Raw genomic sequence first — 16522 nt, 5'->3', positions numbered from 1 at the left:
AATGACGGTCTCTGCCCCGCGCACGCTCTTCAACTCTAGCTCCCTCAGTTTGCTGCGCGACAGCGCGGCGTCGAAGACGAGGCGGCCCCTCCTACAGGGATCACATTAACCCGTGTAGGAGCTGCCGCAGGCTGCGATCTTTTGATCTGCTGCTTTTTACCGCCGACGCTTTTCCAGCGAATAAACAAACGGTGCAACGATTTCGATGGAGCCATTGGTCAGCATGTCGGCCGGTGGCTTGGGCAGCGGTTGAGCGCGGCGGATCATCTCCAGGGTGGCCCGGTCCAGATCGGCAGTGCCCGAGGCGCCTATCAGCTCAAACGACAACACATTGCCTTCGGCATCCACGACAAAACGCAGACGGTTCATGCCTTCCTTGCCCCGCGCCTGTGCACTGGCCGGGTACTTCTTGTACTTCTGCAGGTGCGCCAGCAAGGTGCCTTGCCAACTGGCCTTGGCCGCCAGTTGAGCCGGCGAAGGGCCGGGCGCAGGTTGGGCGGACTTCACCGTTGGCGCCTGAGTCTGTTGCGATTCGGCCGGTTTCTCTTCCGCCGGTTTTTCCTTCGGCGGCTCAGGTTTCTTCTCTATCGGCTTGGGCGGCTGCGGCTTGGGCTTTGGCTTGACGGGCTTGGGCACGGCAATTTCAGCTTTCGGCGCTTCGGCGAGCTTGGGTATCGGCAGTTCTTCAACCGGAGCTGGTGGCTGCGGCGGGGTGACGACCTTCGGCGGAGCAGGCGGTGGCGGGGCAGGAACCGGTGCCAGCTCGACCATCATTGCCTGAGGGGGCAATTCGATAGGCGGACGAGCGGACCAGTTCAGCGCCAGCGCGATGGCCAGCGCGTGAACACCCAGCACCACGGCCAGGCTACCGCTGTAACGCGTCAGCTTATGGCGCGTCGTGATCATTTTTTGGCTGCCGACTCGAGACCGACAAGACCCACCTTCAGGTAGCCGGCAGAGCGCAGGTTATCCATCACGCTCATCAGGTCGCCGTAATCCACGCCTTTGTCGGCCTGGAAGAAGATTGTCGTGTCTTTCTTGCCCTGGGTTTTGGCGTCGAGCGTGGCGCCGAGTGCTTCGGCCTTCACTTCATCTTCGCCGAGGAACAGGCGCTGGTCAGCCTTGACGCTGAGGAACACCGGTTTCTCTGGCCGCGGCGCCGGCTTGGCGGTCGAGGCGGGCAGGTCGACCTTGATGTCCACGGTGGCCAGAGGGGCCGCCACCATGAAGATGATCAACAGCACCAGCATCACGTCGATGAACGGCGTGACATTGATTTCGTGGTTTTCGGACAGATCGTCGTCTGCCCCTTCCTTCAAATGCAGGCCCATGGCCGATTACCCCACTTTCACCATGTGCGGTTGCGAGCTGCGCTCAGGCTGGTGGTCGAGGTCACGGCTGACCAGCAGCAGGACCTGTGCCGAGGCGTCGGACACCTGGGCCTTGTAGCCGGCAATGGAGCGGGCAAAGACGTTGTAGATCACGACTGCAGGGATCGCTGCAACCAGGCCCAGCGCGGTAGCCAGCAGGGCTTCGGCGATGCCTGGCGCGACGACGGCGAGGTTGGTGGTCTGGGTTTTGGCAATCCCGATGAAGCTGTTCATGATGCCCCACACGGTGCCGAACAGGCCGACGAACGGCGCAGTCGAGCCGATGGTCGCCAGTACGCCGGTACCGCTGCTCATGTTGCGACCGCAGGCCGCAACCAGGCGCTCAAGGCGGAAGCTGACGCGTTCCTTGATGCCTTCTTTCTCGCGGCTGTTGACCGACAGGCGCATCTCTTCGAGGGCGTCATGCACCAGCAGGTTGGCCAGGGTGCCTTCCTTCGCCGCAGTGGCGCTGGCTTCCTTGAGGGAGGCGGATTTTTTCAGTTGGGCGATTTCACCGCGCAGCCGACGTTTGGCGCCCATCAACTCAAGGCCCTTGGCGATCCAGATGGTCCAGGTGATGATCGAGGCAATGGCCAGGCCGATCATCACGATTTTCACGATGATGTCGGCATTCTTGTACATGCCCCACGGCGACAGGTCATGGGCCATGCCCAGGGTGTTGTCGGCTTCGAGGACTTCAGGAACGTCTTCACCCAAGGTTTCTGCCGGTGCTGCCTGGGCAGGATCGGTCGCGGCCTGTGCAGGTGCTGTAGCGGCGGCCGGAGTAACGGATACCTGGGCATCGGCGAAAGCGGTGACTGGTGCGAGCATCAGGCTGAGGAGCAGGGCGGCCACCGCGCTCCAGGCGCGAGGTCGTTTGGTTGGCGAAGCGGGGAATTGATTGCGTGTCATGCTGGCCGGACCTGAGAGAAAAAACGGGTGATGTTCTTCCAGGCCTCGAAAGGCCGAGAACAAAAGTGGGGTGCATTATTGCAAGTAATTCTTGTTAACAGAAGTAATAGCGTCTCTTTTTTTCCTGCATTGCTAGCCGCCTGTCTATTGCCGGCGCTAGTCTGTGGCTTTGCGATGGGAGTTTTCTGATGTCTGCGCCTACTGTTTTGATCGCCGGCTGTGGTGATGTCGGCAGCCGCCTGGCCACACAACTGCTGACGGCTGGGTGGGAGGTTCACGGCCTGCGACGCGACGTTTCACGCCTGCCCAAGGGCGTCATCGGTGTTGCCGGTGACCTGTTCAACAAAGAATGCCCAGCCACTTGGCCAATCGGTGCCGTGGATTACCTGGTGTATTGCGCGGCGGCCACCGATCACGACGAAGCCGGTTACCGCGCTGCGTATGTCCAGGGCCTGGAGCATGTGCTGGAGTGGCTGAACGACTACGGGCAGATGCCCAATCGCCTGTTGTTTGTTTCCAGTAGCAGTGTTTACGGGCAACAGGAGGGCGAGTGGGTCGACGAGACTTCGCCAGCCGTGGCGGCAGGTTATTCCGGACGTGTGATGCTCGAAGCCGAGCAACTTGCCCTTAAAAGCGGCATTCCGGCCAGTATCGTGCGCTTGACCGGCATTTACGGCCCCGGCCGTGAATGGCTGCTGACGCAGGTGCGCCGAGGTTATCGCGTGGCGGTCGAACCACCGTTGTACGCCAACCGGATTCATGCGGACGATGCCGCGGGGTTGATGGCGTGCCTGCTTGAGGCGGATCGACGTGGTGTGGCGCTGGATGATATCTACATCGGCGTCGATGACGCACCGGCAGCGCTGGCGGATGTGGTGGGCTGGTTGCGCGAGTATCTGGGTGTGACCGAATGGGCTGATGACGACAGCGTGCGACGCACTGGCAGCAAACGGTGCAGTAATGCGCGGGCTAAAGCCTTGGGCTGGTCGCCGAAGTACCCGAGTTTTCGCGAGGGGTATGCGGCGATCATTGAAGGGCGCTGTTAGCTGCTAATGGCAAAAAATCGCAGCCTTCGGCAGCTCCTGCAAAGTTACATGTACACCTGTAGGAGCTGCCGAAGGCTGCGATCTTTTCAGGGATTTATTGCTTTTCCAGCAGCCACTTGCGCTCACCCGGGGTGAACGAGGGCATTTCATCCGCCTGCGCCGTGTTCACGGTCTGGAAAATCTCCAGCTCTTTGCCCTTGCGCGCAAAGATCCAGGCGTTGCCCTGGCCATTTTGTTGCAGCCACATATTGTCGTTGCCGCCGCTCATGGATGCGCAATCGCCGGCCAGGCACAACGCATAGCGGTCGCTGCCTGGCAGGCCGGTCACCTGGCCATCGGCCTGGAATTGCACGGTGCTGCCTTCGCCGGGACCGCTGACGATTGTCCAGCCGCCGCCCATGTAGGCTGAATACAGTGCACGCTCGAAACTGGCGCCGATCGGAGCGCCCTCCGGCACCGGGATCTGGGCGCGGTCGAAGACCTGTTCGGGCTCGTTGTCGCTGGCAGACTGGCTCAGTTGCTTGCCGTCACGCGTCAGCTCACTGGCCGAACTGCCATAAAAGTCGACTTTCCAGGCACCGGACTCTTCACCCAGCAGTTTGCCTTCGACGTTTTCAAAGCCGTTGGTGTAGCGGGCCTGACTGGCCTTGGTGTTGATGTCCCATTCCAGATTCGGGCCATAGGCCTGGAGCGCTTCACGCAGGGGGACACCTTTGGCTGCAGCATCGATCGCCACCTGGTTGATCCAGGTGCCGCTGACATCACGATCGGCAGGGTTGCTGGCACATCCGCCCAGGAACAGGGCGAGCAGCGAGAGAGCAAGCGCGTTGCGCATGGTGGAATCCTTTCAAGCTTTCTTTACAGCAGAGCAGTCGGCGCAGCCTTGGGCTGCGCCGCACGCATTACTCGATGACCAGGATGGCATCCATTTCAACCTGCGAACCCTTTGGCAGGGCTGCTACACCGATGGCGGCGCGGGCAGGGTAAGGCTGGTCGAAGTACTTGCCCATGATCTCGTTGACCTTGGCGAAGTGGCTCAGGTCGGTGAGGAAGATGTTCAGCTTGACGATGTCCTTGAACGAACCGCCAGCGGCTTGCGCCACGGCCTTGAGGTTCTCGAACACCTGGACGGTCTGGGCTTCGAAGCCTTCAACCAGTTCCATGGTTTTTGGGTCCAGAGGAATCTGACCCGACATGTAAACGGTGTTGCCAGCCTTGATCGCCTGGGAGTAAGTACCGATGGCGGCCGGGGCCTTGTCGCTGGTGATAACAGTCTTGGTCATGTATGACTCCTTGTAATGTGTTGGCGAGCTATGCACGCATGCGGGTGATGCGAGTCACCCCGGACAAGGCGCGCAGTTTCTTGATCACGCGGGCCAGGTGCACGCGGTCGTGCACGCTGACCACCAACTGGACCACGCTGATGCGACCATCGCGTTCGTCCATGCTGATTTTCTCGATATTGCCGTCGGCTGCGTTGACGCTGCTGGCCAGCAGGGCGATCAGGCCGCGCTGGTGCTCCAGCTCGACGCGCAGCTCGACGTTGAATTCGCCGGTGACATCCTTGGCCCACGAGAGCTGGATGCATTTTTCCGGGTTGTGCCGGATTTCGCTGATGTTGCGGCAATTATCCAGGTGCACGACCATGCCTTTGCCGGCGGACAGGTGGCCGACAATCGGGTCGCCCGGGATCGGCGTGCAGCACTTGGCGTAGCTGAGCACCAGGCCTTCGGTGCCGCGAATCGCCAGCGGGCCTTCCGGACTTGGCAAATGTTCGCCTTCGCCCAGCAGTCGGCGGGCCACCACATAGGCCATGCGATTGCCCAGACCGATGTCTTCGAGCAAATCTTCGATCAGTTCGAGACGGTACTCGACCAGCATGGCCTTGACGCGTTCGGCCGGGATTTTCTCCAGCGCGCTGTCGAAACCGTTGAGGACCTTGTTCAGCAGGCGTTCGCCGAGGCTGATGGATTCGGAGCGGCGTTGCAGTTTCAGTGCGTGGCGGATGTGCGTGCGCGCCTTGCCGGTGACCACGAAGTTAAGCCAGGCCGGGTTCGGGCGGGCGCCGGGAGCGCTGACAATCTCGACCGTGGAGCCGCTTTGCAGCGGTTCGGACAGCGGCGCGAGGCGACGATTGATTCGGCAGGCAATACAGCTGTTGCCGACGTCAGTGTGCACCGCGTAAGCGAAGTCGACTGCCGTGGAGCCCTTGGGCAGCTCCATGATCCGGCCTTTGGGCGTGAACACGTAGACCTCGTCCGGGAACAGGTCGATCTTCACGCTTTCAATGAATTCCAGCGAGTTGCCGGCGCGTTGCTGCATTTCCAGAACGCCTTTGACCCACTGGCGGGCGCGGGCATGGGTGCCTTTGGGCTGCTCGTCGCCGCTGGATTTGTACAGCCAATGGGCAGCAATGCCGTTGTTGGCCATCTCTTCCATTTCGCGGGTGCGGATCTGGATCTCGATCGGTACGCCGTGCATGCCGAAAAGCGTGGTGTGCAGCGACTGATAGCCGTTGGCTTTGGGGATCGCGATGTAATCCTTGAAGCGTCCCGGCAGAGGCTTGTACAAATTATGTACAGCGCCCAGCACGCGGTAGCAGGTATCGACCTTGTCGACGATGATCCGGAACGCGTAGACGTCCATGATCTCGTTGAAGGCCCGACGCTTGCCGCGCATTTTCTTGTAGATGCCGTAGAGGTGTTTCTGCCGGCCGCTGACCTCGCCCTGGATGCCATCAATGGCCAGGCAGTGGCTCAAGGACTCCTCGATCTTGTTGACGATTTCCTTGCGGTTGCCCCGGGCGCGTTTGACCGCCTGGTTGATCCGCGCGGAACGCATCGGGTGCATGGCCTTGAAGCCGAGGTCTTCGAACTCTATGCGGATGGCGTGCATGCCCAGCCGGTTGGCGATGGGCGCATAGATTTCCAGGGTTTCCTTGGCGATGCGTCGGCGTTTTTCGCCGGACAACACTTCCAGGGTGCGCATGTTGTGCAGGCGGTCGGCCAGCTTGACCAGGATCACGCGAATGTCGCGGGCCATGGCCATGGCCATTTTCTGGAAGTTTTCAGCCTGGGCTTCCGCCTTGGTCTCGAAATTCATCTGGGTCAGTTTGCTGACCCCGTCGACCAGTTCGGCCACGGTTTCGCCGAACTGCGCTTGCAGCGCTTCCTTGGCAATACCGGTGTCTTCGATCACGTCATGCAGCATTGCAGCCATCAGGCTCTGATGGTCCATGTGCATGTCGGCAAGAATATTCGCAACCGCGAGCGGGTGCGTGACGTACGCCTCGCCGCTACGGCGGCGTTGGCCGTCGTGGGCTTGTTCGGCGTAGAAATACGCTCGGCGGACCAGGTTGACCTGGTCGTTGCCGAGGTAGGTCGATAAGCGATCGGCGAGGGCGTCTATGCTCGGCATGATATCTCCTGCCGCAAGCTGTGATCCCGCGCCGTGCTACGTCGACCAGGCATAGGCTTAGACGGCCTCGTTGGACTCGTCCTCGAATGCAGCAAAAAGCGGTTCATCTTCAACAATTTCGGCTTCAGCGATAGCTGCGTAGTCGATCAGGCCTTCAGCGATTTCGCGCAGGGCGACGACGGTAGGCTTGTCATTTTCCCATGCTACTTTCGGCTCTTTGCCGCCGGTGGCCAGTTGACGGGCACGCTTGGTAGAGAGCATGACCAGCTCAAAGCGGTTATCCACGTGTTCTAGGCAGTCTTCAACGGTTACGCGGGCCATGGTCTTCCTCGTAGCAAATGCAATATGCGCGCTGCCCGGATGGGCGAGCGGACTCAACAGTTTAAAAAATCACCAGCGATTAGGGAAGCGCTGATTTTTTGACCAAGCCCTTCAACGCGCTGCAAGTACCAATGTAAAGCCCTTGCAGCGGTTTTGGGAAGAGCTGATTAACCGAGCAATTCAGCCAGCAATTTGCCGTGACGCTGCTGCTGACGCTTCTGAATCAGCTGATTGGCGCGGAAAATCGCCTTCAGATCGTGCAGCGCGTGGGCGAAATCGTCGTTGATGATCAGGTAGTCGTAGTCGACATAGTGGCTCATTTCGCTGACGGCTTCGCGCATCCGGCCGTCAATGATCTCGTCACTGTCCTGGCCGCGATTGGTCAGGCGCTGGTGCAGGGCCTGCAATGACGGCGGCAAAATGAAGATCGAGCGGGCCTGAGGCATCAGCTTGCGCACTTGCTCGGCACCTTGCCAGTCGATTTCCAGGATCAGGTCGTGACCTTCGTCCAGGGTCTGCTGCAGGTGGCTTTGCGAGGTGCCGTAGAGGTTGCCGAACACTTCGGCGCGCTCGAGGAAATCCCCGTGCTCGATCATCTTCACGAACTCGCTGCGGTCGACGAAGTGATAGTTCACGCCATTCACTTCACCGGGGCGCATGGCGCGGGTGGTGTGGGAAACCGAGACGCGGATCTCCGGATCGGCGTCGGTCAGGGCTTTGACCAGACTGCTCTTGCCCGCGCCCGAAGGGGCGGAAATGATGTACAGGGTGCCGGTGCTGTGTGTCATGTCGGGGTAGCCTTACTCAATATTCTGCACTTGTTCGCGCATTTGCTCGATCAACACCTTGAGGTTGACCGCAGCCTGGGTGCTGCGCGGGTCGAAGGCTTTGGAGCCCAGTGTGTTGGCTTCGCGGTTGAGTTCCTGCATCAGGAAGTCCAGGCGCCGACCGGCAGCGCCGCCGGATTTGAGCACCCGGCGAACTTCGATGATGTGGGTGCTCAGGCGATCCAGTTCTTCGGCGACGTCGCTTTTTTGCGCGAGCATGACCATTTCCTGCTCCAGGCGCTGCGGGTCCATCTCGGCCTTCATGTCGGCGAAGCGGTCGAGGACTTTCTGGCGTTGGGTGGCGAGCATTTGCGGGACCAGTTCGCGCAAAGTCACCACGTCGTCTTCGATGGAGGTCAGCCGCTCGTTGATCAGCCGCGCCAACTCCGCGCCTTCGCGCTCGCGGCCGGCCTTGAGTTCCTTGAGGCCCTGATTGAACAGTGCCAGCGCTTCGGCGTTCAAGGCTTGCGGGTCGATGGCGTCGCCTACCAGTACGCCGGGCCAGGCCAGGACTTCCAGCGGGTTCAGCGCGGCCGGGTTCTTGATCAGGCTGGCGATGGTCTCGGCGGCGGCGACCAGTTGCGTGGCACGCTCCTGATCAATTTGCAGCGCTTTGCCGGTGTTTTCTTCGGTGAAGCGCAGGGTGCATTCGAGCTTGCCCCGCGATATACCCTGGCGCAGGGCTTCACGAACAGCGCCCTCGAGGTCGCGAAAGGACTCCGGCAGGCGCAGGTGGGGTTCCAGGTAGCGGCTGTTGACCGACCGCAGCTCCCAGCTCAGGGTGCCCTGGACGCCGGCGTTTTCGACGCGGGCGAAGGCGGTCATGCTGTGCACCATGGCGGTACCTCGCAATGCAGATCGGCACCGAACCGAGGTTCCGGGAATCCGATATCAATGAATTAAAGCCGACTGGCAGCAAAGGCGCAGGATTGTAGCGCAGTGACGCGGATGCGCCCAAACACACGGTGTGACAAAGAGCGGCAGGCCTTCGCCGACGTGCGGTGCAGAGCCCTCGGTCGTCGGCGGAATTTTTTAGACGTGCCCAGTGGCGGCCGGCGGCTCTATAATGCTCCGCAGTTTTCCGTCCCCAGTACAGGTACTCCCTATGATACGTCCAAGTGGTCGCGCTGCCGATCAGCTCCGCTCGATCCGCATCACCCGCAACTACACCAAACACGCCGAGGGTTCTGTGCTGGTCGAGTTCGGTGATACCAAGGTCATCTGCACCGTCAGCGTTGAACCGGGCGTACCGCGTTTCCTGAAAGGCCAGGGCCAGGGTTGGTTGACAGCCGAGTACGGCATGCTGCCGCGCGCTACCGGCGAGCGTAACCAGCGTGAAGCCAGCCGTGGCAAGCAAGGCGGTCGCACCCTGGAAATCCAGCGTCTGATCGGTCGCTCCCTGCGCGCTGCACTGGACATGTCCAAGCTGGGCGACGTCACCCTGTACGTCGACTGCGATGTGATCCAGGCCGATGGCGGCACCCGCACGGCTTCGATCACCGGCTCCATGGTTGCGCTGATCGATGCCTTGAAAGTCATCAAGAAGCGTGGCGGTCTGAAGGGTGGTGACCCGGTCAAGCAGATGATCGCTGCTGTTTCCGTGGGCATGTACAAGGGGGAGCCTGTGCTTGACCTCGACTACCTGGAAGACTCGGCCGCCGAGACGGACCTGAACGTTGTGATGACCAGCGCTGGTGGTTTCATCGAAGTCCAGGGCACTGCCGAAGGCGCGCCGTTCCAGCCTGAAGAGTTGAACGCCATGCTCGAGTTGGCGAAGAAAGGCATGAACGAGATCTTCGAACTGCAAAAGGCCGCATTGGCCGACTGACCGGACTGCTCCAGGCAAGGAGGACGCCATGAGTGACGAGCAACTGCCACTGCCCACGCCGAGCCAAGAGGTGCGTCAGTGGGCCATGTTTTGCCACTTGTCCGCCTTGCTGGGGATCTGGATTCCGTTTGGCACGATCATCGGCCCGCTGATTCTCTGGCAGATGAAGCGCGAGATGGACCCGTTCATCGATGCCCAGGGCAAGGAAGCGCTGAACTTTCAGATCTCCGTCGCCATTGCCTCGGCCATTTGCTTCTTGCTGATGGTGGTGATTATCGGGTTCTTCCTGTTTGGCCTGATCGCGATCGGTGCGCTGGTGCTGACGATCATTGCCGGGGTGAAGGCCAATGAAGGGCAGCCTTATCGGTATCCGTTCACCTGGCGGTTGATCAAGTAAGCCAGGACGCTGATGCTGTTTTAAGCGCAGTTCAATACAAATGCCCCGACATGTCGGGGCATTTGTTTTTTTGCAATCAGATTAATCTCTAATGTTGCGTACTTGGTCGCTCGCTATTCAAACGAAATTCATTCGTGCAAATAAAATTTCTTACACGTTTAGTCACAAACTGCAAGGCTCAGTGCAGCTTGTATGCTTGGCAATGAGACTTGGCGATTGATAAAGTTGCCGCAAGTAATATTTATAAAGAAATATTTCGATATATTCGGACCATTGACGGCCTCTGAATCCAATACTAGTCAGTGTTGAGATGGATCAACCTGTTCAAGAGGCGTGTCCAGGTAAAAAGTTCGCCCCTGAATGTAAAAGCAAGAATATCCCAAATGCTTCAGCTCGATTTTTATGGAACGCTTGTCGCCGCCTCTTTAGTACTTTTGCTGGGGCGCGCTCTTGTCTCACGTATCGGTTTTTTACGTACTTATAATATCCCGGAGCCTGTAGCAGGCGGCTTGGTGGTTGCCTTGGGTCTTCTGGCTTTGAGAACCCTCGATTTTGAAATCCGATTTGATACCTCGCTGCAAACTCCCTTGATGTTGGCGTTTTTTGCCACCATCGGCTTGAGTGCAGACTTCGCCAGTCTGAAGAAGGGTGGGCGCGTCGTGGGGGGATTTTTGCTGGCGGTTGTCGGACTTCTGGTGATCCAGAATGCGATGGGCATCGGGCTTGCAACGGCGCTGGGGCTCGACCCCTTGATGGGCTTGCTGACAGGCTCGATTACCTTGGCAGGCGGCCACGGTACAGGTGCTGCGTGGGGGGGCGACGTTCAGCGAGAAGTTCGGTCTGGCGTCTGCCTCTGAACTGGCCATGGCCTCCGCGACGTTTGGCCTGGTGCTGGGCGGTTTGATTGGTGGGCCTGTTGCCCGCCTGCTCATCAGCCGTGTCCAAGTGCCCGGCCTCGAGCAGGAAAAGCCACGGCTGCCCAAGGGTTTTGAGCAGCCGAACAAAGAGCGCTCAATCACGTCATTTTCGCTTGTCGAGACACTGGCTTTGATCGCTGTCAGCCTGCTGACGGGCTCACTCCTGAATGGGTGGCTTCAAGGAACCGCATTTGAGTTGCCGACATTCGTTTGCGTGTTGTTCGTGGGCGTGGTTTTACGAAACGGGCTTTCGGCGCTTGGCGTGTATCAGGTGTTTGAGCGTGAAGTCTCAGTGCTGGGGAACGTCAGCTTGTCGCTGTTTCTGGCGATCGCTCTGATGTCACTCAAATTGTGGGATCTGGCTTCACTGGCATTGCCGATCTTCATCATCCTGGCTGTACAAACGCTGGTCATGGCACTGTTCGCGATTTTTGTGACGTTCAGGATGATGGGCAGTAACTACGATGCCGCAGTACTGGCGGCAGGGCACTGCGGTTTTGGACTGGGAGCCACGCCAACGGCCATCGCTAACATGCAAGCGGTGACACAGCGCTACGGACCTTCGCAGATAGCGTTCCTGGTGGTGCCGATGGTGGGTGCTTTCTTCATCGACATCATTAATGTGATCGTGATCAAGTTGTACCTTGCACTGCCGTTTTTCGCCGCGGCTTGAGAGTCAGATCACTGGGCGCTCTTGGATGGAGCGCATAAAAAATGCCCGTATCTTGCGATACGGGCATTTTTTCGACTGTCTGTCAGACTGCTCAGTGAAGAATCACTTAGATCGTCAGCGTCCAGTCGTAGTCCACGATCAGTGGCGCGTGTTGCGAGAACCGCGGCTGGCGTGGCAGGCGTGCGCTGCGCACGAAGCGGCGCAGGCCCGGGGTCAGTAGCTGATAGTCGAAGCGCCAACCGAGGTTGAGCATCTCCGCCTGTTCGTTATCCGGCCACCAGCTGTACTGGTCGCCTTCACGGCTGACTTCGCGCAGGGCGTCGACATAACCCATGTTGCCGACAATCTCGTCCATCCAGGCACGTTCAGGTGCCAGGAAGCCCGGAGATTGCTGGCTGTCGCGCCAGTTCTTGATATCCAGCTTCTGTTGCGCCACGTACAGCGAGCCACAATAAATGTACTCGCGACGTTTGCGTCGCTGTTTATCCAGATAACGGGCGAAGTCGTCCATTAGCTTGAACTTCTGGTTCAAGTCTTCATCGCCGTTCTGCCCCGAAGGGAGCAGCAAGGTCGCGATGCTGACCTTGTCGAAATCTGCTTGCAGGTAGCGCCCGTAGCGGTCGGCCGTCTCGAAACCGAGACCGCTGATGACAGCCTTCGGTTGCAACCGCGAATACAAAGCCACGCCGCCTTGGGCAGGGACTTCAGCATCGCAGGCATAAAGGAAGTAGCCATCCAGTTGGAAGGCTGGGTCATCCAGTTCAAAGGCGGAGGCACGGGTGTCCTGCAGGCAGATGACGTCGGCATTCTGTGCTTGCAGCCAACTGAGCAAACCACGCTCGACTGCAGCCTGAATACCATTGACGTTCACACTGATGATCCGCATAAATGGCCCCAAAAATCGCGTGCGTGTATGATACACGGCGTCAAGCTAATTAGCTAAATCCGTGGTATTTGGGGTTTTTTTCATGCAAGCGTATCAGCGCGATTTCATCCGTTTTGCCATCGATCGCGGCGTTTTGCGCTTCGGTGAGTTCACCCTGAAGTCCGGGCGCACCAGTCCATACTTCTTCAATGCGGGCCTGTTCAACTCAGGGCAGGCCCTGGCGCAGCTCGGTCGTTTCTATGCCGCTGCCATTGCCGAGAGTGGCATTGCGTTCGACGTGCTGTTTGGACCGGCCTACAAAGGCATCCCGTTGGCCGCGACCACCGCCGTGGCACTGGCCGAGCATCACAACCGTGACCTGCCATGGTGCTTCAACCGCAAGGAAGCCAAGGCCCATGGCGAAGGCGGCAGCCTGGTCGGCGCACCGTTGACCGGCGATGTGCTGATCATCGACGACGTAATCACCGCTGGCACCGCGATCCGTGAGGTGATGCAGATCATCGCCTCCCAGGATGGCGCCAAGGCCGCTGGCGTACTGATCGCCCTGAACCGTCAGGAGCGTGGCAATGGCGAGTTGTCGGCGATCCAGGAGGTCGAGCGTGACTTCGGCATCCCGGTGATCAGCATCGTTTCGCTGAACCAGGTGCTGGAATTCCTGGCGGATGACCCGCAGCTCAAGCAGCATCTGCCGGCCGTGGAAGCGTACCGCGCCCAGTTCGGCGTCTGACCGCAAAGCACTTGTAGGAGCGAGCTTGCTCGCGATGGACGCCAGGGCGACGCTTTTCGTCAGGCACCCCGCGTTATTGTTGACGTTTTTCGCGAGCGAGCTCGCTCCTACAGGGATCTGCCGGCAAAAAAAGACCCCGCTCAGCCAGGCCGAGCGGGGTCTTCTTGTTTGCGCTATCGCTTAAGGACGCTTGCGATTGCTGATCAGGGTGCCCACGCCGGTATCGGTGAAGATTTCCAGCAGGATCGCGTTCGGCACGCGTCCGTCGATGATCAGCGAGCTGCCCACGCCGCCCTGGACCGCTTCCAGTGCGCAACGGATCTTCGGCAGCATGCCGCCGTAGATGGTGCCGTCGGCGATCAGGTCGTCGACTTGCTGGGTTGTCAGGCCGGTCAGGACCGTGCCCGACTTGTCCATCAGGCCGGCGATGTTGGTCAGCAGCATCAGCTTCTCGGCTTTCAACGCTTCGGCGACTTTACCGGCCACCAGGTCAGCGTTGATGTTGTACGACTCGCCGTTGGCACCGACACCGATTGGCGCGATCACCGGGATGAAATCGCCCTTGACCAGCAGGTTCAGCAGGTCGGTGTTGATCCCGACCACTTCGCCCACGTGGCCAATGTCGATGATTTCCGGGGTGGTCATCTCCGGCGTCTGACGGGTAACAGTGAGCTTCTTCGCGCGAATCAGCTCGGCGTCTTTACCGGTCAGGCCGATGGCGCTGCCGCCATGACGGTTGATCAGGTTGACGATGTCCTTGTTGACCTGGCCGCCGAGGACCATTTCCACCACGTCCATGGTCGCGGCGTCGGTGACGCGCATGCCGTCGACGAAATGGCTCTCGATCGACAGGCGCTTGAGCAGGTCACCGATTTGCGGGCCGCCACCGTGAACCACCACCGGGTTGATGCCCACGGCCTTCATCAGCACGATGTCGCGGGCGAAGCCGGTTTTCAGCTCCTCGCTTTCCATCGCGTTGCCGCCGTATTTGATCACCAGTGTCTTGCCGACATAACGGCGGATGTAAGGCAACGCTTCGGACAGGACCTTGGCGGTGTTGGCGGCGGCTTCGCGTTCGAGGGTCATTCAGGGCTCCGGGTGAATCAGAACGGTAGTTGGAGATCAGGTGCAACGCGCTTGAGCTGGATGTGGAACACATCCTTGATACGTTGCAGTTCAGCCTCGTCATCGGCCTCGAAACGCAGCACCAGCACCGGTGTGGTGTTGGATGCGCGTACCAGGCCCCAGCCTTTGGCATAGTCGACTCGCACGCCGTCAATGGTGGTCAGGTCAGCGCCTTCGCCCCACTGCGCATCGTGCAATGCATCAATGATGCTGAATTTGCTCTCTTCGGTCACATGGATATTGATTTCCGGCGTAGAAATATCGTTGGGGAAGGTCGCGAACAACTCTTCGGCCGAGGATTTTTCCTTGCTGAGGATCTCCAGCAAGCGTGCGGCGCTGTAGATGCCGTCGTCGAAACCGAACCAGCGCTCCTTGAAAAAGATGTGCCCGCTCATTTCGCCAGCCAACAGGGCGCCGGATTGTTTCATTTTCTTTTTGATCAACGAGTGACCGGTCTTCCACATTAACGAACGGCCACCGTATTCCTTGATCAGCGGAATCAGGCGACGGGTGCATTTGACGTCGAAGATGATTTCGGCGCCCGGGTTACGCGCTACAACGTCGCGGGCAAACAGCATCAACAGACGGTCCGGGTAGACGATGCTGCCGGTGTTGGTCACCACGCCGACGCGGTCGCCATCGCCGTCGAAGGCCAGGCCGATGTCAGCGTTGGTTTCCTTGACCTTGGCGATCAGGTCCACGAGGTTTTCAGGCTTGCCCGGGTCCGGGTGGTGGTTCGGGAAGTTGCCGTCCACTTCGCAGAACAGCGGGATGACTTCGCAGTTCAGCGCTTCGATTAGCTGCGGGGCGATCACGCCGGCCGCGCCGTTGCCGCAGTCGACAACCACTTTCAGGCGACGGGCCAGCTTGATGTCCTGGACGATTTCGGTGGTGTAGCGGTCGAGGATCTCGACCTGGGTGATGCTGCCCTGGCCGCTGCTCAGGTTGTTGGTCTTGAGGCGGTCGTGCAGGGCCTGGATCTGTTCGTTGGCCAGTGTGTCGCCGGCAATGACGATCTTGAAGCCGTTGTAGTTCGACGGGTTGTGGCTGCCGGTGAGCATCACGCCGGATTTTCCGGCCAGTACGTTGGCGGCGTAGTAGAGCGCCGGAGTCGGGACCAGGCCGACATCACTGACGTGGCAGCCGCTGTCGGCGATGCCTTTGATCAGTTGCGCGACCAGTTCCGGGCCGGACAAGCGGCCATCGCGACCGACGGATACGTTTGGCTCGCCCTGGGCCAGGCTTTGGGAGCCGACGGCACGGCCGATCCAGTAAGCGGTTTCGGCGTTCAGGAATTCCGGAACGGTGCCGCGAATGTCGTAGGCGCGGAAGATGCTGTCAGGGAATTTGGGTGCGACTTTGGCCGGGGTGTTCATCTGTGGAAATGCTCCATCTCGAAAGTGGCTGGACAGGCCGCCGATTCATTCGGTGGCAGGTTCAAACTGAAGGGTATGACGGCGTTTTCCACAGAGAGTTCGTGGTATGAAAGGGCCATGACGCCCCTGACGGCACGGGTTTGACCAGGCAATGCCTTGATTTTCGGTGCTAAACCTTGCAGATGACAATTTGAATTTTGTGGCGAGGGAGTCTGTTCCCCCACCACAAAAGAGCGTGTCCGGATCAGCGGGTACCGGTATGGCCGAAACCGCCAGTGCCGCGCTCGGTTTCAACAAACTCTTCAACCATTTCGAAGTGAGCCTGCACCACTGGCACCAGCACCAACTGTGCCAGGCGCTCGCCAACCGGCATGGTGAATTCGGTCTGGCCACGGTTCCAGCAGGAAACCATCAATGGGCCTTGGTAGTCGGAGTCGATCAGGCCGACCAGATTGCCCAGCACGATGCCGTGCTTATGGCCCATCCCCGAGCGCGGCAGAATCAGCGCCGCCAGGTTCGGGTCGCCGATATAGACCGACAGGCCCGTGGGGATCAGCACGGTTTCACCCGGCTTGATCACGGTGTCCTGTTCCAGCATGGCGCGCAGGTCGAGGCCGGCGGAGCCCGGTGTAGCGTATTGCGGCAGCGGGAATTCGGTACCGATGCGGGGGTCGAGGATCTTGGCTTGCAAAGCGTGCAT

At 59.6% G+C, this 16522-nt stretch carries 16 protein-coding genes and 2 pseudogenes; 5 read left to right on the top strand and 13 right to left on the bottom strand.

From position 1 onward, the window contains the following. Nucleotides 1-156: 156 nt before the first annotated feature. Genes C8K63_RS14040 through exbB form a run of 3 tightly spaced genes read right to left on the bottom strand, consistent with a single transcriptional unit; the run spans nucleotide 157 to nucleotide 2282 of the window. Entirely contained in the window at nucleotides 157-906 is a 750-nt protein-coding gene (locus C8K63_RS14040) for an energy transducer TonB (protein ID WP_108217243.1), read from the bottom strand. After that, nucleotides 903-1331, bottom strand: a complete 429-nt coding sequence (gene exbD, locus C8K63_RS14035) for a TonB system transport protein ExbD (protein WP_108217242.1) — start codon at nucleotides 1329-1331, stop codon at nucleotides 903-905. The genes C8K63_RS14040 and exbD overlap by 4 nt, the downstream gene beginning before the upstream one ends. Before the next feature lie 6 nt (nucleotides 1332-1337). Next, entirely contained in the window at nucleotides 1338-2282 is a 945-nt protein-coding gene (exbB, locus tag C8K63_RS14030; RefSeq protein ID WP_108217258.1) for a tonB-system energizer ExbB, read from the bottom strand. Nucleotides 2283-2470: 188 nt separating this feature from the next. On the opposite strand from exbB, the gene C8K63_RS14025 reads away from it, so the two are divergent. Then, on the top strand, nucleotides 2471-3328 hold the full coding sequence (locus C8K63_RS14025; protein WP_108217241.1) for an SDR family oxidoreductase: 858 nt from the start codon (nucleotides 2471-2473) through the stop codon (nucleotides 3326-3328). 94 nt (nucleotides 3329-3422) lie between these two features. Here C8K63_RS14025 and C8K63_RS14020 read toward each other — a convergent pair whose 3' ends face one another. From C8K63_RS14020 to C8K63_RS13995, 6 genes are all read right to left on the bottom strand, one after another. Then, nucleotides 3423-4163, bottom strand: a complete 741-nt coding sequence (locus tag C8K63_RS14020) for a hypothetical protein (protein ID WP_108217240.1) — start codon at nucleotides 4161-4163, stop codon at nucleotides 3423-3425. 67 nt (nucleotides 4164-4230) lie between these two features. Then, nucleotides 4231-4611 carry a RidA family protein gene (locus tag C8K63_RS14015; protein ID WP_108217239.1) on the bottom strand — a complete coding sequence of 127 codons (381 nt, stop codon included), beginning with the start codon at nucleotides 4609-4611 and terminating at the stop codon, nucleotides 4231-4233. 28 nt (nucleotides 4612-4639) lie between these two features. Beyond that, the gene (spoT, locus tag C8K63_RS14010) at nucleotides 4640-6745 is read right to left on the bottom strand and encodes a bifunctional GTP diphosphokinase/guanosine-3',5'-bis pyrophosphate 3'-pyrophosphohydrolase (protein WP_108217238.1); all 2106 of its coding nucleotides are present in this window, start codon (nucleotides 6743-6745) and stop codon (nucleotides 4640-4642) included. A 57-nt stretch (nucleotides 6746-6802) separates the two neighbouring features. Beyond that, nucleotides 6803-7066, bottom strand: a complete 264-nt coding sequence (gene rpoZ / locus C8K63_RS14005; protein ID WP_007921129.1) for a DNA-directed RNA polymerase subunit omega — start codon at nucleotides 7064-7066, stop codon at nucleotides 6803-6805. A gap of 167 nt (nucleotides 7067-7233) precedes the next feature. Continuing rightward, nucleotides 7234-7854, bottom strand: coding sequence for a guanylate kinase (gene gmk, locus C8K63_RS14000; protein WP_007975181.1), 621 nt, complete (start codon nucleotides 7852-7854; stop codon nucleotides 7234-7236). A gap of 12 nt (nucleotides 7855-7866) precedes the next feature. Beyond that, entirely contained in the window at nucleotides 7867-8730 is an 864-nt protein-coding gene (locus C8K63_RS13995) for a YicC/YloC family endoribonuclease (RefSeq protein ID WP_108217237.1), read from the bottom strand. A 268-nt stretch (nucleotides 8731-8998) separates the two neighbouring features. On the opposite strand from C8K63_RS13995, the gene rph reads away from it, so the two are divergent. From rph to gltS, 3 genes and pseudogenes are all read left to right on the top strand, one after another. After that, on the top strand, nucleotides 8999-9721 hold the full coding sequence (gene rph / locus C8K63_RS13990) for a ribonuclease PH (protein WP_007989575.1): 723 nt from the start codon (nucleotides 8999-9001) through the stop codon (nucleotides 9719-9721). 28 nt (nucleotides 9722-9749) lie between these two features. Next, entirely contained in the window at nucleotides 9750-10118 is a 369-nt protein-coding gene (locus C8K63_RS13985; RefSeq protein ID WP_007996522.1) for a DUF4870 domain-containing protein, read from the top strand. A gap of 383 nt (nucleotides 10119-10501) precedes the next feature. Continuing rightward, nucleotides 10502-11708: pseudogene (gltS, locus tag C8K63_RS13980) on the top strand (sodium/glutamate symporter). Nucleotides 11709-11814: 106 nt separating this feature from the next. Here the strand turns inward: gltS and C8K63_RS13975 are convergent. Further along, a complete protein-coding gene (locus C8K63_RS13975; RefSeq protein WP_003176915.1) occupies nucleotides 11815-12594 on the bottom strand; it encodes an exodeoxyribonuclease III in 780 nt (259 codons plus the stop codon). An 82-nt stretch (nucleotides 12595-12676) separates the two neighbouring features. On the opposite strand from C8K63_RS13975, the gene pyrE reads away from it, so the two are divergent. Then, nucleotides 12677-13321 (top strand): orotate phosphoribosyltransferase, encoded by a 645-nt coding sequence (gene pyrE, locus C8K63_RS13970; protein ID WP_108217236.1) that lies wholly within the window; start codon nucleotides 12677-12679, stop codon nucleotides 13319-13321. Between the two features lie 180 nt (nucleotides 13322-13501). Here pyrE and argB read toward each other — a convergent pair whose 3' ends face one another. From argB to dut, 3 genes and pseudogenes are all read right to left on the bottom strand, one after another. After that, complete coding sequence (gene argB, locus C8K63_RS13965; RefSeq protein WP_008047078.1) at nucleotides 13502-14407, bottom strand: acetylglutamate kinase; 906 nt, start codon at nucleotides 14405-14407, stop codon at nucleotides 13502-13504. A 17-nt stretch (nucleotides 14408-14424) separates the two neighbouring features. Next, nucleotides 14425-15801: pseudogene (locus C8K63_RS13960) on the bottom strand (phosphomannomutase/phosphoglucomutase); the annotation flags it as partial. 265 nt (nucleotides 15802-16066) lie between these two features. After that, nucleotides 16067-16522 carry a dUTP diphosphatase gene (gene dut / locus C8K63_RS13955; protein WP_007975171.1) on the bottom strand — a complete coding sequence of 152 codons (456 nt, stop codon included), beginning with the start codon at nucleotides 16520-16522 and terminating at the stop codon, nucleotides 16067-16069.

This window comes from Pseudomonas sp. GV085, from assembly GCF_003050925.1.
GTDB lineage: Bacteria > Pseudomonadota > Gammaproteobacteria > Pseudomonadales > Pseudomonadaceae > Aquipseudomonas.
Note: the sequence above shows the minus strand (reverse complement) of the source record. Positions and strands in the feature narration are given on the sequence as shown.

Excerpts from the sequence above, each read along its gene's own strand:
- C8K63_RS13975 (WP_003176915.1), bottom strand. The coding sequence starts at position 12,594 with ATGCGGATCATCAGTGTGAACGTCAATGGTATTCAGGCTGCAGTCGAG.
- rpoZ (WP_007921129.1), bottom strand. The coding sequence starts at position 7,066 with ATGGCCCGCGTAACCGTTGAAGACTGCCTAGAACACGTGGATAACCGC.
- C8K63_RS14020 (WP_108217240.1), bottom strand. The coding sequence starts at position 4,163 with ATGCGCAACGCGCTTGCTCTCTCGCTGCTCGCCCTGTTCCTGGGCGGA.
- pyrE (WP_108217236.1), top strand. The coding sequence starts at position 12,677 with ATGCAAGCGTATCAGCGCGATTTCATCCGTTTTGCCATCGATCGCGGC.
- argB (WP_008047078.1), bottom strand. The coding sequence starts at position 14,407 with ATGACCCTCGAACGCGAAGCCGCCGCCAACACCGCCAAGGTCCTGTCC.
- C8K63_RS14040 (WP_108217243.1), bottom strand. The coding sequence starts at position 906 with ATGATCACGACGCGCCATAAGCTGACGCGTTACAGCGGTAGCCTGGCC.
- exbB (WP_108217258.1), bottom strand. The coding sequence starts at position 2,282 with ATGACACGCAATCAATTCCCCGCTTCGCCAACCAAACGACCTCGCGCC.
- C8K63_RS13985 (WP_007996522.1), top strand. The coding sequence starts at position 9,750 with ATGAGTGACGAGCAACTGCCACTGCCCACGCCGAGCCAAGAGGTGCGT.
- gmk (WP_007975181.1), bottom strand. The coding sequence starts at position 7,854 with ATGACACACAGCACCGGCACCCTGTACATCATTTCCGCCCCTTCGGGC.
- exbD (WP_108217242.1), bottom strand. The coding sequence starts at position 1,331 with ATGGGCCTGCATTTGAAGGAAGGGGCAGACGACGATCTGTCCGAAAAC.
- rph (WP_007989575.1), top strand. The coding sequence starts at position 8,999 with ATGATACGTCCAAGTGGTCGCGCTGCCGATCAGCTCCGCTCGATCCGC.
- C8K63_RS13995 (WP_108217237.1), bottom strand. The coding sequence starts at position 8,730 with ATGGTGCACAGCATGACCGCCTTCGCCCGCGTCGAAAACGCCGGCGTC.
- dut (WP_007975171.1), bottom strand. The coding sequence starts at position 16,522 with ATGCACGCTTTGCAAGCCAAGATCCTCGACCCCCGCATCGGTACCGAA.
- C8K63_RS14015 (WP_108217239.1), bottom strand. The coding sequence starts at position 4,611 with ATGACCAAGACTGTTATCACCAGCGACAAGGCCCCGGCCGCCATCGGT.
- spoT (WP_108217238.1), bottom strand. The coding sequence starts at position 6,745 with ATGCCGAGCATAGACGCCCTCGCCGATCGCTTATCGACCTACCTCGGC.
- C8K63_RS14025 (WP_108217241.1), top strand. The coding sequence starts at position 2,471 with ATGTCTGCGCCTACTGTTTTGATCGCCGGCTGTGGTGATGTCGGCAGC.